16 protein-coding genes are annotated in these 16079 nt (G+C 37.2%); 8 read left to right on the top strand and 8 right to left on the bottom strand.

What is annotated here, in order from left to right; genetic code table 11:
* Positions 1–12: 12 nt before the first annotated feature.
* Positions 13–567, bottom strand: coding sequence for a thioredoxin family protein (locus tag LF886_RS05560; RefSeq protein WP_236853105.1), 555 nt, complete (start codon positions 565–567; stop codon positions 13–15).
* 307 nt (positions 568–874) lie between these two features.
* Between LF886_RS05560 and LF886_RS05555 the strand changes: the two genes are divergently transcribed.
* The 4 genes from LF886_RS05555 to LF886_RS05540 all read left to right on the top strand — a co-directional run bounded on the left by LF886_RS05555 (position 875) and on the right by LF886_RS05540 (position 7805).
* Positions 875–1471, top strand: a complete 597-nt coding sequence (locus tag LF886_RS05555; RefSeq protein ID WP_103235497.1) for a TetR/AcrR family transcriptional regulator — start codon at positions 875–877, stop codon at positions 1469–1471.
* Positions 1472–1836: 365 nt separating this feature from the next.
* Entirely contained in the window at positions 1837–2997 is a 1161-nt protein-coding gene (locus LF886_RS05550; RefSeq protein WP_236853104.1) for an efflux RND transporter periplasmic adaptor subunit, read from the top strand.
* A 40-nt stretch (positions 2998–3037) separates the two neighbouring features.
* A complete protein-coding gene (locus tag LF886_RS05545; RefSeq protein ID WP_236853102.1) occupies positions 3038–6220 on the top strand; it encodes an efflux RND transporter permease subunit in 3183 nt (1060 codons plus the stop codon).
* A gap of 172 nt (positions 6221–6392) precedes the next feature.
* Positions 6393–7805 (top strand): efflux transporter outer membrane subunit, encoded by a 1413-nt coding sequence (locus LF886_RS05540; protein ID WP_236853100.1) that lies wholly within the window; start codon positions 6393–6395, stop codon positions 7803–7805.
* A gap of 313 nt (positions 7806–8118) precedes the next feature.
* On the opposite strand, the gene miaA is transcribed toward LF886_RS05540, so the two are convergent.
* The gene (miaA, locus tag LF886_RS05535; RefSeq protein WP_236853098.1) at positions 8119–9039 is read right to left on the bottom strand and encodes a tRNA (adenosine(37)-N6)-dimethylallyltransferase MiaA; all 921 of its coding nucleotides are present in this window, start codon (positions 9037–9039) and stop codon (positions 8119–8121) included.
* 185 nt (positions 9040–9224) lie between these two features.
* Between miaA and LF886_RS05530 the strand changes: the two genes are divergently transcribed.
* The 3 genes from LF886_RS05530 (at position 9225) to nadA (ending at position 11855) form a co-directional block, all read left to right on the top strand.
* On the top strand, positions 9225–10082 hold the full coding sequence (locus LF886_RS05530; RefSeq protein ID WP_236853096.1) for a YicC family protein: 858 nt from the start codon (positions 9225–9227) through the stop codon (positions 10080–10082).
* Between the two features lie 85 nt (positions 10083–10167).
* Complete coding sequence (gene gmk, locus LF886_RS05525; RefSeq protein WP_236853094.1) at positions 10168–10731, top strand: guanylate kinase; 564 nt, start codon at positions 10168–10170, stop codon at positions 10729–10731.
* A gap of 104 nt (positions 10732–10835) precedes the next feature.
* Positions 10836–11855 carry a quinolinate synthase NadA gene (gene nadA / locus LF886_RS05520; protein WP_103233140.1) on the top strand — a complete coding sequence of 340 codons (1020 nt, stop codon included), beginning with the start codon at positions 10836–10838 and terminating at the stop codon, positions 11853–11855.
* Positions 11856–11889: 34 nt separating this feature from the next.
* On the opposite strand, the gene LF886_RS05515 is transcribed toward nadA, so the two are convergent.
* The 6 genes from LF886_RS05515 to LF886_RS24090 form a co-directional block, all read right to left on the bottom strand.
* Positions 11890–12081: a hypothetical protein gene (locus tag LF886_RS05515; protein WP_124535104.1), complete on the bottom strand. Its 192-nt coding sequence runs from the start codon at positions 12079–12081 to the stop codon at positions 11890–11892.
* 36 nt (positions 12082–12117) lie between these two features.
* Positions 12118–12327, bottom strand: a complete 210-nt coding sequence (locus tag LF886_RS05510) for a bacteriocin-like protein (RefSeq protein ID WP_236853092.1) — start codon at positions 12325–12327, stop codon at positions 12118–12120.
* A gap of 64 nt (positions 12328–12391) precedes the next feature.
* Positions 12392–12586 (bottom strand): hypothetical protein, encoded by a 195-nt coding sequence (locus tag LF886_RS05505; RefSeq protein ID WP_236853091.1) that lies wholly within the window; start codon positions 12584–12586, stop codon positions 12392–12394.
* Between the two features lie 63 nt (positions 12587–12649).
* Entirely contained in the window at positions 12650–12820 is a 171-nt protein-coding gene (locus LF886_RS05500; protein WP_153816328.1) for a bacteriocin-like protein, read from the bottom strand.
* A 58-nt stretch (positions 12821–12878) separates the two neighbouring features.
* On the bottom strand, positions 12879–13073 hold the full coding sequence (locus LF886_RS05495) for a hypothetical protein (RefSeq protein ID WP_236853089.1): 195 nt from the start codon (positions 13071–13073) through the stop codon (positions 12879–12881).
* Positions 13074–13087: 14 nt separating this feature from the next.
* Complete coding sequence (locus LF886_RS24090; RefSeq protein WP_410685449.1) at positions 13088–13288, bottom strand: bacteriocin-like protein; 201 nt, start codon at positions 13286–13288, stop codon at positions 13088–13090.
* Between the two features lie 334 nt (positions 13289–13622).
* On the opposite strand from LF886_RS24090, the gene thrA reads away from it, so the two are divergent.
* Positions 13623–16070 carry a bifunctional aspartate kinase/homoserine dehydrogenase I gene (gene thrA / locus LF886_RS05490; protein WP_236853087.1) on the top strand — a complete coding sequence of 816 codons (2448 nt, stop codon included), beginning with the start codon at positions 13623–13625 and terminating at the stop codon, positions 16068–16070.
* Positions 16071–16079: the final 9 nt, after the last annotated feature.

The following is a 16079-nucleotide window of genomic DNA, read 5'->3' as shown; positions in this document are numbered from 1 at the left end:
ACTGATTATTACTTATTTCCATTTAATATTGCATCCCATGCTAGGTCTCTGAATTTCTTCCTGAGCTTCCCCAGCCAAAAGATTTTCAAAAGCAATAATAAGGTCTTCACCTGTTACATCTTTATTATTCCCAGGTCTTGAATCATCCATCTGACCTCTGTATACAAGATCAAGTTTATCATCAAAGAAATAAAAATCTGGTGTACATGCAGCTTCATAAGCTCTAGCCACCGCCTGGCTTTCATCGAATAAATAAGGGAAGTCAAATCCTCTTTCAATCTGAAATTCGATCATTTTTTCCGGAGAATCTGCCGGATATTTTTCAATATTATTGGAATTGATAGCGATAAATTCAATTCCTCGCTCGTTATAATCTTCATACAATTCGTTGATCTTGTCGATCACATGAAGAACAAACGGGCAATGGTTGCACATAAAGATTACCAATGTTCCTTTTTCTCCTTTCAGCTCTTCCAAAGACTGAAGTTCATTCGTTTTTGATGGGTTAGGAAGTTCAAAAAACGGAGCTTTTGTTCCTAATGCCAGCATATTTGAGGGAGTATTCATATCCTTTTTTCTTTAGTGGCAAAGATAGATATTTCTTTTTATTAATAAACTGGGTTCTGGATAAGACATTTTTATTTTAAGTAGAAATAGGGTATTAAGCTTTCCAAAATAGTTATAGTCAAATTCTATTACTCTCTTTATTCCAAAATATTTATATCCAGAAGTAGCTTCCTTAGACTCTTTCTATTGATTACAGCTAATTGATTTACACCTTATATATACTTTCTTTAACGTTAAACTCATAATATTCTTTGGAAGTTATGTTAAAAAGTTTGTAGTTTTGCTAACGCTGTTAGTAAAGAATATAATGGGCCTACATGAACGTCGTCAAAGAGAAAAAGAATCTATCCGTGCAAATATTTTGCAGGCTGCTTTCACTTTGGCTAAAACTGAAGGCTGGGGTTCGCTTTCTATGCGTAAGATAGCAGATGCTATTGAGTATAGTGCTCCCGTAGTATATGATTATTTTGAAAATAAAGAAGCTATTCTATTTGAAATTTCTTTAGATGGCTTTCACAAGTTGCATATAGAATTATTAAAAGCTCAGCAAAAACACAGTACCCCGGAAGAGCAGCTTGTTGCTATTGTGGATGCTTACTGGAGCTTTGCTTTTAAAAATAAGGAATATTACCAGCTTATGTTTGGTCTTGGTATGCAGTGTTGCGGAAAAGGTCAGATGAAAAAAGAATTCTCATCATTCCAGGAGCTTATCTATGAATGTACTCATGAGATTATTATGAAAAACGGATCAAATCCCGACAATGCCTGCCATATGTCTCATGCTCTTTTTTCTGCCGTTCACGGAATGATCTCTATTATGATGATGCGTACTGCTGATATCCCTTCAACGATGAACAAAACGTCTTTGGACGAAACTGTTTCGGCTTTCATTAAGTCATTGTAAATTTTTTTTGAATTAAAAATTAACACCGTTAGGAAACTTAACACTGAATTAATTGAAACATTTAGTTCAGTTTAATTAAAAAACTAAAATAATTTATGTAAAATCTTACAATTTCAATAATTAAAGATAAGCATTTTTATCATATCAATTAACACCGTTAGTAAAATTAACATACATACACCTCATTCTTATCATATATAAATCAACATTAAAAATTTTCAATTATGGAAACTATCGACCCCATTGCACATTAAAAATTCTGTAATTTTTTTTGAACTAATTATTAACACTGTTAGGAAAAAACACAGCATTTATCAAAACACATTACTTACCTCTAACACTTCATTAAAAAAATTAAACCAACAATGAAATTACCTGGAAAAACAAGGTTTATTGTACTTATTGCAAGTATAATTCTTTTACAGAGCTGCACCAAAGCCGCAGAAGGAACCAATGCCGCACCTCCAGCTCCAGAACTTCCGGTTTATACCGTTATTACATCACCCGCCACTACATATCAGGAATTCCCAACCGCTTTGGAAGGGAAAAACAACGTAGAAATCAGATCTCAGGTAGACGGATATCTGGATAGAATCTATGTAGAAGAAGGATCTTACGTAAGAGCGGGACAACCATTATTTAAAATAGATTCAAGAAGCTACGGCGAGCAAATGAATATGGCTCAGGCTAATCTTCAGGTTGCCAATGCCAATATCCAAAAAGCAAGAGTGGAAGTAGACAGACTTCAGCCACTGGTTGCTGCCAAAGTAGTTTCTGATGTACAGCTTAAAACAGCGAAAGCCAATTATGAAGCCGCTGTTGCATCTGCTGCACAGGCAAAAGCCTCTGTAGGAAGCGCCAGAATCAATGTAGGATTTACAACCATTACAGCTCCTGTAAGCGGTTATATCGGAAGAATTCCTTACAAAAAGGGAAGTCTGATCTCAAGAACAGATGTAAATCCATTGACATTATTATCTGACATCAGTGAAATCTATGCGTATTTCTCTTTAAGTGAACTGGACTTTATTGCTTTCCAAAATAAATATCCGGGAGCAAGTCTGGAAGAGAAACTGAAAAATATGCCAATGGTAGATCTTGTCATTGCTGATAACAGTACATATCCTGAAAAAGGAAGATTGAGTATTGTAGACGGACAGTTTGACAAAACTACCGGAGCCATCAGTGTACGTGCTATTTTCCCTAATACAAACGGAGCTTTAAGAACAGGAAATACAGGAAGAGTACGCATGCCGCAACTGATCTCGAATGCCGTAGTGATCCCACAGGAATCCACTTTCGAAATTCAGGATAAAACGTATGTATATGTAATGGGCAAAGATCAGAAGGTAGCCGGAAGACCGATCAAAATATCAGGAAAAACGGATAGCTATTATTTTATTTCTGAAGGGCTTACACCTGGAGAAAAAATAGTATACACAGGAATTGGAAGCTTAAAAGATGGTGCATCCATCAAGCCTAAAAATATTTCTTCTGACAGCTTATTAAAAGCGAAACCATTATAGTCCATTCCGAATACAGAAGACTTAAAAAAATAAACTTCTTATGTTAAAACAATTTATAGAAAGACCGGTCCTTTCAACGGTCATCTCCATAATACTCTTATTATTGGGAGCTTTGTCTCTCTTTAATTTACCGATTGCCCTCTTTCCGGATATCGCTCCACCGAGTGTTCAGGTAACGGCTTTCTATCCTGGAGCTAATGCTGAGGTTGTAGCACGTTCTGTGGCCACGCCTATTGAGGAAGCCGTGAACGGGGTTGAGAATATGACCTATATGACTTCCAACTCCAGTAATGACGGTACCATGACACTTAGTGTGTACTTCAAGCAGGGAGCCGATGCTGATAATGCAGCTGTAAACGTACAGAACCGTGTATCGAAAGCGATGAGCCAGCTGCCTCAGGAAGTGGTACAAGCCGGGATTTCGACCCAAAAGGTTCAGAACAGTATGATCATGTTCATGGGATTGACCAGTGAAAATGAAAAGCAATATGATGAATTATTCCTTCAAAATTATCTGAAGATCAATGTTATTCCACAGATACAGCGTATCCCTGGAGTGGCTCAGGCTCAGGTATTCGGAACAAGGGATTATTCAATGAGAATCTGGCTGAAACCGGATCGTCTGGCTTCTAACAACCTTTCTCCTCAGGAAGTTTTAGCAGCCATTAAAGATCACAACCTTGAAGCAGCCCCTGGCCGTCTTGGACAAGGAAGTAAGGAAACTTACGAATATATCCTTAAATACAAAGGAAAACTGAATAAGAATGAAGACTATGAAAATATTGCTATCAAAGCGAACAGTGATGGTTCTTTCTTACGATTAAAAGATGTAGCACGAGTAGAGTTTGGGTCTTATACCTATACTGCAACCAACAGAGTAGACGGAAAACCGGTTGCCGGATTTGCGATCTTACAGACTGCAGGTTCCAATGCCAATGAAATCCTGACTGAAATTGAAAATCAGGTGAAGGTAATGGAAACGACCTTACCAAAAGGAGTAAAGCCAATTATCATGTATAATTCTAAAGACTTCCTGGATGCTTCTATCCATCAGGTTGTAGAAACACTTGTTATTGCTTTCGTATTGGTATTTATTGTAGTATATATCTTCCTTCAGGATTTCAGATCTACATTGATCCCGGCTATTGCCGTACCGGTAGCGATTATCGGAACATTCTTCTTCCTGCAGTTATTTGGTTTCAGTATCAACATGCTTACCTTATTTGCATTGGTACTCGCCATTGGTATTGTAGTGGATGATGCCATTGTAGTGGTAGAAGCCGTCCATTCTAAAATGGAACAGACAGGAATGCCTGTAGAACAGGCTACCATGAACTCAATGAGCGAAATTTCTGGAGCCATCATTTCCATTACATTGGTAATGTGTGCCGTGTTTATTCCGGTTGGCTTCATGCAGGGACCTGCAGGGGTATTCTACAGACAGTTTGCTTTCACATTGGCCATTGCGATTTTAATTTCAGCAGTAAATGCATTGACATTGAGCCCTGCATTATGTGCGATGTTCTTAAATGATCCTCAGGGAGAACACGGTGAGCATGGTCATAAAAAAGGTTTTGGAGCAAGATTTTTCAATGCTTTCAATGCCAGCTTCAACAGCATGACCAGAAAATATATCTACAGCCTTAAATTTTTAATTAAAAATAAATGGGTGGCTATAGGAGGTCTTGTTCTCATTACAGCAGCCAGTATATTTCTGATCAAAAAAGCGCCGTCTGGATTTATTCCTACTGAAGACCAGGGATTCGTATTATATGCGGTGAATACTCCTCCGGGAAGTTCATTGGAAAGAACGCACAGAGCTACAGCACAAATTGATAAAATTATCAATGCTGAAAAAGCAACTAATCACCTTTGGGTAGCAGATGGGATGAACTTCATCAGTAATGCTAACGCGTCTCCATATTCTGCAGGTTTCATTAAGCTTAAAGATTATGACAAGCGTGGCGAGATGAAAGATCCTGACCAGATTGCAGCAATGCTTACAGGAAAGGTAAGTCAGGTAAAAGATGCGAATGCATTCTTCTTCAACTTCCCTACTGTACAAGGTTTCGGTAACGTTTCCGGATTTGAATTCATGCTTCAGGATAAGACGAATGGTTCTTTTGAACAATTGGGAACAACCACTCAACAGTTCATTGGAGAGTTGATGAAAAGACCTGAAATTGCTTTCGCCTTTACCACTTACGCAGCAGGAAACCCTCAGTACACCATTGATGTGGATACTGATAAAGCCAACCAGCTTGGAGTTTCTGTAACAGAACTGATGCAGACGATGCAGATTTATTTCGGAAGTAGCTTTGTATCGGATTTTAACAGATTCGGGAAATATTACAGAGTAATGGCCCAGGCAGATATTCCTTACCGTACGGATGTCAATTCACTGGAAGGAATTTATGTAAAAAATAAATCAGGAGAAATGGTTCCTGCAAAAACACTGGTAACATTAAAAAGATCTTTCGGTCCTGAGACGGTAACAAGAAATAACCTCTTCAACGCAGTAACGATCAACGGAACTCCAAAACCTGGATACAGTACTGGTGACGCCATCAAAGCTGTAGAAGAAGTTGCTCAGCAATCATTACCAAGAGGATATGGATATGAGTGGACAGGGATTACCCGTGAAGAAATTAAGACAAGTGGACAAACTTCATTTATCTTCTTCCTGAGTATCTTATTTGTTTACTTCTTACTAGCCGCACAATATGAAAGCTATATTCTTCCGTTTGCCGTTATTCTTACCATTCCTACAGGGATTTTCGGAGTATTTGCTTTCACAGGATTAGCAGGAATAGATAACAACATTTACGTACAGGTAGGATTGATCATGCTGGTCGGGCTATTAGCCAAAAATGCCATCCTGATTGTAGAGTTTGCCGTACAGAGAAGAAAAGCAGGTAAAACCTTGATAGAATCTGCACTTCAGGCATCAAGATTACGTTTGAGACCGATCTTAATGACCTCTTTTGCCTTCATCGTGGGAATGCTTCCATTGGTATGGACACAGGGTGCTTCTTCAAAAGGAAACCACTCTATCGGTTATAGTACCGTAGGAGGAATGCTTACAGGAGTAGTATTCGGGATTTTCATTATTCCGGTAATGTATGTCGTATTCCAGTATCTGCATGAAAAAATGCCAAGCAGAAAAAAGAAAAGACTTCTGAAAAAACAAATGGAGGAAGAACTTTTAGCTGCTAGTCACTAATAAAAAATGAATTACAAAAACTTAGAGAAAATTTTAAGATCACAAAGGGGTAACTATTCTCCTACCTGTTCTTAATGGTTTAAAAAAGCTAACTATTTTCTCCTACTAAAGACAATTTTTGCATCAACAAAAACCTCTCTAAGTTTTGTATTCAATTAAAAGTTTAAAAACTATGAAAAGAGTAAAAAATATTATTCTAACATTTGCACTGGCTATAGGCTCTGTTTCGTGTGTGTCTAAACTGGCATATACAGAGCCCGAGCTTCCTCTTCCGGAAAAGTTCCAGTACACCGCAACTGCAGATACTGCCAGTATAGCCAATCTGGAGTGGAAACAGTTTTTCAGTGATCCTATTTTACAAGGATTAATTGAAAAAGGAATTAAAAATAATTATGACCTTCAGATTGCCTTAAAGCAGGTAGCTTCTTCACAGGAAAAACTGAAACAGGCAAAATATATGCAATATCCGGACGTAGGTTTCGGAGTGAGCGGACAGATTTCAAAACCTTCGAAAAACAGCATGAATGGGCAAAGCTTAAATTTATTTTTAGGACAAAGCCATGTTGAAGATTACAATGCAGCCTTCAACCTTTCATGGGAAGCTGACATTTGGGGGAAAATCAAAAACCAGCAGGAAGTTTCAAGAATGCAGTATCTTCAAACCTATGAAGGTTCAAAAGCTGTTCAAACTCAGGTGGTAGCAGCTATAGCACAGGGATATTACAACCTGTTGATGCTTGACAGACAATTAAACATTGCAAAATCCAATCTTGAATTGAGCAGCAATACCCTAATGATTACACAAAAAATGTGGGAAAGCGGTGATAACACTTCTTTAGGGGTTCAGCAGGCAGCAGCACAGAAACAGGCAACTGAACTTCTGATTGCTCAGCTGGAACAGAATATCGCCATTCAGGAAAATGCATTGAGCATTCTGACAGGAGAACTTCCTAATAAAGTAAACAGAACGATTGAAATGTCTGATACTTCATTACCTCAAAATATTACTGCAGGACTTCCGGCAGCTATGGTAAGCCGCAGACCGGATGTACGTCAGCAGGAGCTGGTTTTATTAGAATCCAATGCTATGGTAGGAGTGGCACAGGCCAATATGTACCCGGCATTGAAGATTACAGCTAATGGTGGTGTAAATTCATTCAAAATTGATAACTGGTTTCAGATTCCGGCCTCATTGTTCGGATCAGTTTTAGGAGGAATTACCCAGCCTATTTTTCAGAAAAGACAATTGAAAACGGATCTTGCAGTAGCCAAAATTCAGAGAGAGAAAAATGTTCTGGCTTTCCGTCAATCAGTATTGAATGCTGTAGGAGAAATTTCTGATGCTTTGGTTTCCAATGAAAACTTAAAAGTTCAGGAACAAAAAGCAACAGAACAAACGACTACATTGAAAGATGGAATTAAAAGTGCACAACTTCTTTACAAAGGAGGTTCAGCCAATTACCTGGAAGTGATTACAGCACAGGGAAATTCCCTACAGGCAGAGTTGAATCTAGCTTCCATTAAAAGACAGAGATTAAGCAGCATTGTAGATCTATACAGAGCGCTAGGCGGCGGTTGGAAGTAGTAAATTAAATTATATTTGTTGAAGTGCGGTTCTTTTTAGGACCGCATTTTTTCAATATTAAAGTCCCCTCATTAATTATCATCTGTACTGTCATTCTGAATGGAACAAAGTAGAATGAAGAATCTTTAAAAACAATCAATGAGATTCTTCCTTCGTCAGAATGAAAGGAGAACCATTAAGAACATATAAGTTGTTAAGTTTAATTAAGAAAAATCAAATAGATTTTTAAGACAATACTTCATAAGGCGAAGCTTTCTTAATATTCTTAACACCTTAATAGCTCCTTCATGGTTTAAAATAATTCAGGTAAAATTTATTCCTGAAACTGCTCCGCAATCCATTGAAGCAGGTTTTCAAAATCATTTTGAGAATATCCCAACTGCAAATAATGAATATCATCTGCCTTTCTATACCATGTCAACTGACGTTTTGCATATCTGCGGCTGTTTTTCTTAATTTCTGAAACCGCAAAATCAAGATCCCATTCTCCGTCAAAATACTTGAACAATTCAGCATATCCTACCGTATTCAAAGCCGTCAGACTTTTAAATTGTTCAAGACCCTTCACCTCATCCAGCAATCCATTTTCCATCATAATATCCACTCTTCGGTTGATTCTGTCATACAGTTCTTCCCTTGGAGCTTCTATTCCGATTCTGATCACATTAAAATCTCTTCCATTTTGGGAAACAGCAATATGTTCAGAATATTTTTTATCCGTTTGCCAGATGATATCTATAGCACGCAAAAGCCTGCGGTGATTGTGAATATCTACCACACTGAAATATTCGGGATCGAGTTCCTGCAAAATTTCCTGAAGTTTCTCAATACCCTCCTGCTCCATAATGGATTGAAGTTTCTCCTGATTTTCAACGTTCGCTTCGGGAAGATCATGCAGTCCTTCTATTACCGCTTTTTCATACATCATACTTCCGCCTACAAGAATGACGGTGTCATGAGTTTTAAAAAGTTCATTCAGTTTTTGAAGAGCGTCTTCTTCGTATTGACCGATAGAATAATACTCTTCCACTGAAAGATTTCCGATAAAATGATGAGGTGCTCCAGCCAACTCTTCTTCAGAAGGTGCAGCCGTTCCTATTTTCATTTCCTTAAAAAACTGGCGGGAATCACAGGAAATAATTTCCGTATTGAAATGCTGAGCCAAATCAATGGCCAGTCTCGTTTTCCCAATTCCAGTGGGTCCTACTACAGAAATCAAATTTTTCTTTTTCACAGCGCTAATTTACGAAAATGAGTTTATTTAATTTACTGGAAGATGGAAGCCTGAGGCTGGATGTTAAAATTAGATATAATTTATATTTACAACGATCTTCCCACTTCCAGCCTCTATCTTCCAGCCATTCAACATTAGTCCAACTATAGACTTAAATGTTTATCTTTGTAGAACAATAAAAAACTATGATTTTATCAATGACCGGATTCGGTAGAGCCGAAGATGTTTTTGAAGGAAAAAAAATTACAATAGATATTAAATCATTGAACAGCAAGAGCTTTGATTTAAATATCAAAATTCCTTTACGTTATAAAGAAAAAGAATTTGAAATCAGAAAAATTCTTAATGATAGAATTATCCGTGGAAAAGTAGACTGCTATGTCAATATTGAGAATCTTGAAGAGTCTAATGATGTAAAAATTAATAAAAACTTAATTGAATCTTACATCAACGAACTTAAAAACATAGCTTCAGACGGACCTAATTTCGAATATCTTAAAATGGCGGTAAGACTTCCTGATGCCATCACATCAAGACCTGATGAATTGACGGAAGGTGAATGGGAATCTTTGGCAAAAATTGTCAATAATGCCGTTGACCGATTCGAAGAATTCAGAAGGACTGAAGGCAGCAATTTACATGAAGAATTAAACAGGAATATTCAGAATATTGATAAATATCTTGGAGAAGTAATTCCTTTTGAAGAAGAAAGAATTGTAAGTGTGAAAGAACGTTATCAGAAATCTTTAAAAGAATTTGAAAACGTGGATGAAACACGTTTCTACCAGGAAATGGCCTATTTCACTGAGAAGCTTGATATTTCTGAAGAAAAGGTAAGACTTGCCCAGCACTTGAAATACTATAAAGAAGTAATGGACAATGAATCTTTCAACGGAAAAAAACTGGGCTTTATTTCTCAGGAAATCGGAAGAGAAATCAATACTTTAGGTTCTAAAGCCAATCACGCAGAAATCCAGAAACTGGTAGTGATGATGAAAGATGACCTTGAAAAAATTAAAGAACAAACGTTAAACGTATTGTAATACAGGTACGAGTTACGAGATGCGTGGTTGTCATTTCTAAGAAAAGAACCCGAAACTCGGACCTCGTAACCCGAAATTGTAAAAAATGGATAAAGTAATTATATTTTCAGCACCATCAGGGAGCGGAAAAACTACATTGGTAAAGCATTCTCTGGAAACATTTTCTGAACTGGAATTTTCTATCTCATGTACCACAAGACAACCGAGAGGAAACGAAGTTCATACAGTAGATTATCATTTTCTGACACCTGATGAGTTCAGACAGAAAATTTCTGAAGAGGCTTTTGTAGAATATGAAGAAGTATATACTGATAAATATTATGGTACTTTAAAATCTGAAGTAGAAAAAATCTGGAATCAGGGAAAAGTTGTTATTTTTGATGTAGATGTAAAAGGAGGTATTTCTTTAAAAAAATATTTTGGAGAAAAAGCGCTGTCTATTTTTATAGAACCGCCTTCCATTGAAGAGTTGGAACGAAGATTGATTTCAAGAAACACAGATGATGCGGAAACCATCAAAACCCGTGTGGCAAAGGCAGAAGAAGAGATGACCTACGCCAGCGAGTTTGACAAGATCGTGATTAATGAAGATCTTGATGCAGCTAAAGAAGAAATAGAAAGTTTAATAAAAAGTTTTATCAGTAATTAATGGCTGGAAGATGGAAGCAGGAGGATGGGAGTAAAATATTACACTCAAAATCTAACTTCTAATTTCTAACCTCTAGCTTCTGATAATAAAAAATTGAGGTTGATATGAGTACCGAAACATTAGAAAAAGCTAAATCTGCAATTCCTGTCAGAGGATTTTTGGATATAAAAGATATTGCCATTCCTCAGGGAGAAGAACTGGTAAAAGCCATCCTTAAACTTAAAGAGGAAAAAAATGCTGTCATTCTTGCCCATTATTACCAACCGGGGGAGATTCAGGATATTGCTGATTTCCTGGGTGATTCTTTACAGCTGGCAAGACAGGCAAAAGAAACGAATGCTGACATGATTGTATTCTGTGGAGTACACTTCATGGCGGAAGCTGCAAAAATTTTGAACCCAACTAAAAAAGTAGTTCTTCCTGATACCATGGCCGGATGCTCTCTGGCAGACGGTTGTTCCGGAGAAGGATTAAGAAAAATGCGTGAACAGCACCCGAATGCTTTAATTGCCACTTACATCAACTGTAATGCAGAAACTAAAGCAGAAAGTGATATTATCGTAACAAGTTCAAACGCTGAAACAGTGATTGAAGCACTTCCGAAAGACAGACCTATTATTTTCGCACCGGATAAAAACCTGGGAAGATATTTGTCTAAGAAAACAGGACGTGATATGATCCTTTGGGATGGAAGCTGTATTGTACACGAAGCTTTTTCAATGGAAAGAATTGCTCAACAGCTGGCTGACAATCCGGATTCAAAAATGATTGCTCACCCTGAAAGTGAAGAAGCCGTATTGAAACTTGCTCACTTTATTGGCTCCACTTCTGCCCTATTAGATTATGTAGAAAAAGACGACTGTCAGAAGTTTATCATTGCCACAGAAGAAGGAATTCTACACGAAATGAGAAAACGTGCTCCTCACAAGGAATTGATCCCTGCCCTGGTTTTTGATGAAAGCTGTAACTGTTCAGAATGTTTCTATATGAAGCGTAATACAATGGAAAAATTGTATTTATGTATGAAATACGAGCTTCCGGAAATTCTTATCGAAGAAGAATTAAGATTAAAAGCATTAAAGCCGATTGAGGCTATGCTTGATCTTTCCAAAAGCATAAAATAATTGAAAAGCACTGTTTTCACAGTGCTTTTTTATTTTAGTCAGCAGTAATCGCAACAAAGCAATCTACACTTACCATCACACACATTCTACAGTTTTCTGACAGATGCCAATAGGCCTCACACGAAGGATCACTGGATGAACCCGGCCCAAAAACAAGGTGGGTAGGACAACCGTCACAACGAGAAACGCCAGCGCCTTTCACTTGTTCTAAATTCCTTCTGTTCAATTTTTTTAAGTTTTTCATAAAAATCTAAATTATTTTTTAAGAAACTCCTCCGTCAACACATTCCATACTTACTAAGACACACATCTTACAATAGTCAGGCAATCCCTGATAGGCTGCACATGAATATTGAAATCCCGGGCCATCTCCAAATGTAGCATGCTGAGGGCATCCTGCACATCTTGACGGACCTGCTGCTCCATTCAATGTACCAAGTTCTTTTCTGTTTAATTTCTTTAAATTTTTCATAGTAGTTTTAATTAAATTCTGATTTTGATATTTTTACAACAAATTGATACTCTTTACGATCTTTCTAGCCCTCAAGAACTGGACAGCTCCCCGGAATAGATGGATCATAAGGAAAAAAGTAAAAACAAACTTTACGCCCTCTCAAATCTGTACATATTGCACAACCTCTTGGCCCGCAATCAAGATCTACAGCACAGGTATCTCCTCCTCCAATAATAGCTCTTAAATTTGCTCTGTTTAGTTTTTTTGAATTTTTCATAGTCGTTTTAATTTTTAAATTAAGTTTTGATTTTTCCCATTGGATAGTACAAGCAGCCAATACTTACAGCATTGGTGCATAGCAGGTTCCTCCCGGTTTCAGCCAGCATCCCCATTTTCCTCCTCCACGGAAACATACAAATTGTTCTCCTCCACATGCTTCAATCTGAACATCAGTGAAGCCACCCTTGATACTTTTTTTATCCTCTCTTGATAATTTTTTAATTGTTTTCATATTGTAATAATTTTAGTATTTGGTAATAAAAGAACAACAAACTTTTTGTCGTTAAAAATTAATAAGGACCGAAGCATTCAAAGCTTACCATCACCCTTCCTTTACAACATGCCGGTAATGCATTATAATCATCACATGATCTAGGCTCACCTGGTCCATAGGGTCCGGCAGGACAATTTTCAAAACAGTTATTCACATCTCCCCCACTCATTGATTTCAGATTTTGGCGGTTTAATTTTTTTAAATTTTTCATATTATTTTTTTTGATTAGCCTTCAGGATAGATACATAGTGAACTTACGAATACACAGGATTTGCAGCGTCCCGGTAATGCATCATATTCTTCGCAAGAATGCGCAAAGTTAGGTCCTGGGCCATCCCCTCCACCAGTAGGACATCCATCACATCTGAATGCTGCTCCACTGATTTGTCCTAACTCTTTTCGAGAAATTTTCTTTAAATTTTTCATGGTTATTTCGTTATTAGTTAATCTGATAAATATAACATTTTTAATCAATTACACAAAATATATCTCTAAAAAAGGAAATATATTTTATTGTGCTAATAAGTTGGCTGTTCCAAAATAATTTGTACATTTGTTCCGTAACAATGAGTTTATTAAGAAACATATCTGATATTTCTGCCCTGAAATTACCTATTTCAGGCGGATCTTCTGTTTCTACATTCACAACTACAACAACTACCCCATAACGGGGTAAATTTTCACATATTATTTCCGGTACCTGTACTCTTTTTTTTAAAGAGGCAACATTTCGTTTTACCCAACTTCAAAAAAATAATTGATGAAAATTTTAAAATTTGGCGGAACATCAGTCGCCCGTTCTCAGAATATATTACTGGTAGAAAATATCATAAAAAGTGAATCTTTAAAAAGCAAGGTTGTTGTGATCGTATCAGCCCTTCATGGTGTTACCGACCAGCTGATCAAAGCAGCAGAAAATGCTTCCATTAAAGATGAAAGTTATATGCAGATTGTTCAGAATCTTGAAGAAAAACATATCAGCCTGGTCAAAGAACTGTTCTCAATTGCAGAACAAAGTTCCTGGTTAAGCTTTGTTAAAAAGCATTTCAACGATATCGAAGATCTTTACAGTGGAATTTTTGTTCTTGGTGAACTTACGGACAGAATCAAAGATAAAGTTGCATCCTATGGAGAATTTCTGTCTTCAAAAATTATAGCAGCAAGACTTCAGCACAAAGGATTAGATTGTGTTTGGATGAACTCTGCAGATCTGATCAAAACAGACAGCAGTTTTACCAATGCAAAAGTAGATTTTGAATGCACAGAAAATAATATTATCAAGTTTCTGAATGAAAATCAGAATCGTATCATCGTAGGACCAGGTTTCATAGCCCGCGACGAAAAAAACAATGCAACAACATTAGGAAGAGGCGGTTCTGATTATTCAGCATCCATTATAGCGGCGTCTATACAAGCTGAAGAACTTCAGATCTGGACAGATGTAAGCGGAATGATGACCGCTGACCCACGTCTTGCTTCCAATGCTAAACCTATTGCAGAAATATCTTATCATGAAGCGATGGAACTTTCTCATTTCGGGGCGAAGGTACTTTACCCACCTTCCATTCAGCCGGTTATGATTAAGAATATAGACTTGATCATCAAAAATACTTTTGATCCTGACGCTCCGGGAACTTTAATTTCTCCCCAGCTGAAATCATCCGATCATGAAAAACAGATTGCGGTAGGCATTTCCAATATGAACAGTATTGCCCTGCTCACACTGGAAGGCAGCGGAATGGTAGGAATTCCGGGAATTTCCGCCAAACTTTTTCAGTGTTTAAGTCATGAAAAAATTAATGTAATCCTCATTACACAAGGATCATCAGAACATTCTATCACCATTGCGATTGATGAGAAAGAAGCATTACGCGCTGAAAATGCAATTAATTCTTCTTTTGCCGATGATATTAATTTGAAAAGAGTATATCCTGTAAAAATTGAAACCAGCCTTTCCATTGTAGCGCTGGTAGGAGAAAGTATGAAAAGTAAAAGTGGTGTAAGCGCAAAAATGTTTGGATGTCTGGGAAATAACGGAATCAATATAAGAGCGATTGCACAGGGATCTTCAGAGAGAAATATCAGTATCGTCATTTCTCAGAAAGACAGCAAAAAAGCGGTGAATGTACTTCATGAAGAGTTTTTTGAGTCTGAAATTAAACAGATCCATGTCTATATCTGCGGAACTGGAAATGTAGGATCAAAACTGATCCAGCAGATTTATGATCAGAATGCTTTTTTAAAAGAAAACTTCTTGATCAATCTGAGAATTGCAGGGATTTCCAACAGCCGTCATATGCTGTTTTCGGATAATGGAATATCTTATGAAAAGTACCTTACATGGAATCAAGAGGGCGAAAAAGCCTCTCCATCAAAATTTGCTGAGGAAATTATACGCAGGAATCTCAGAAACTCAGTTTTCGTTGACGTGACCGCAAGTTCTGACCTACCGGAAATCTATGAAAGCCTTTTAAAAAGAAGTGTTAATATCGTAGCTTGTAATAAAATTGCAGCGTCTTCAGATATAAAAAAATATAAATCTTTAAAAAATGCAGCAAGGAACCACAACTGCAATTTTTATTTTGAAACTAATGTAGGAGCCGGACTTCCGGTAATAGGAACGATCAACGATCTTATCAAAAGCGGAGATAAAATCCAATCTATCCAGGCTGTTTTAAGTGGAACATTGAATTTTGTCTTTAATGAGTATGATGGCAGCAGAACATTCTCTGAAGTAGTAGCTCAGGCTCAGAAAGAAGGATATACAGAACCGGATCCAAGACTTGACCTTTCGGGAACTGATGTAGCAAGAAAAATTTTAATCCTTGCACGAGAAGCCGGATACCCGCTTCAGTTTGAAGAGATTGAAAATATAGGTTTTCTACCGGAAGAATGTATGCAGGGAAGCGTTGCTGATTTTTATGAAAAGCTTACAGTATATGAAGATCATTTTAAAAACTTATTGAATCATGCTAAAAATGAAGGCAAAATATTAAAATACGTCGCAGAGTTTGAAGATGGAAAAGCAAAAGTAGGTTTACAGCATATCGCTCCGGGCAGTGATCTGTTTCATCTTTATGGTAAGGACAATATCGTCATTTTTAAAACTCTCAGATATTCTGAACAGCCTTTGGTGGTAAAAGGAGCCGGAGCCGGAGCTGACGTAACAGCAAGCGGAGTTTTCGCAGATATTATTCGTTCTATTTAAAAATACAAT

This window comes from Chryseobacterium sp. MEBOG07, assembly GCF_021869745.1.
GTDB lineage: Bacteria > Bacteroidota > Bacteroidia > Flavobacteriales > Weeksellaceae > Chryseobacterium > Chryseobacterium viscerum.
The sequence above is the reverse complement of the archived record's forward strand: the minus strand, read 5'-3'. Positions and strand labels throughout refer to the sequence as shown.

Coding starts and splice junctions, on each gene's coding strand:
- LF886_RS05560 (WP_236853105.1), bottom strand. CDS start 567: ATGAATACTCCCTCAAATATGCTGGCATTAGGAACAAAAGCTCCGTTT.
- LF886_RS05555 (WP_103235497.1), top strand. CDS start 875: ATGGGCCTACATGAACGTCGTCAAAGAGAAAAAGAATCTATCCGTGCA.
- LF886_RS05550 (WP_236853104.1), top strand. CDS start 1,837: ATGAAATTACCTGGAAAAACAAGGTTTATTGTACTTATTGCAAGTATA.
- LF886_RS05545 (WP_236853102.1), top strand. CDS start 3,038: ATGTTAAAACAATTTATAGAAAGACCGGTCCTTTCAACGGTCATCTCC.
- LF886_RS05540 (WP_236853100.1), top strand. CDS start 6,393: ATGAAAAGAGTAAAAAATATTATTCTAACATTTGCACTGGCTATAGGC.
- LF886_RS05530 (WP_236853096.1), top strand. CDS start 9,225: ATGATTTTATCAATGACCGGATTCGGTAGAGCCGAAGATGTTTTTGAA.
- gmk (WP_236853094.1), top strand. CDS start 10,168: ATGGATAAAGTAATTATATTTTCAGCACCATCAGGGAGCGGAAAAACT.
- nadA (WP_103233140.1), top strand. CDS start 10,836: ATGAGTACCGAAACATTAGAAAAAGCTAAATCTGCAATTCCTGTCAGA.
- LF886_RS05510 (WP_236853092.1), bottom strand. CDS start 12,327: ATGAAAAATTTAAAGAAATTAAACAGAAAAGAACTTGGTACATTGAAT.
- LF886_RS05505 (WP_236853091.1), bottom strand. CDS start 12,586: ATGAAAAATTCAAAAAAACTAAACAGAGCAAATTTAAGAGCTATTATT.
- LF886_RS05500 (WP_153816328.1), bottom strand. CDS start 12,820: ATGAAAACAATTAAAAAATTATCAAGAGAGGATAAAAAAAGTATCAAG.
- LF886_RS05495 (WP_236853089.1), bottom strand. CDS start 13,073: ATGAAAAATTTAAAAAAATTAAACCGCCAAAATCTGAAATCAATGAGT.
- LF886_RS24090 (WP_410685449.1), bottom strand. CDS start 13,288: ATGAAAAATTTAAAGAAAATTTCTCGAAAAGAGTTAGGACAAATCAGT.
- thrA (WP_236853087.1), top strand. CDS start 13,623: ATGAAAATTTTAAAATTTGGCGGAACATCAGTCGCCCGTTCTCAGAAT.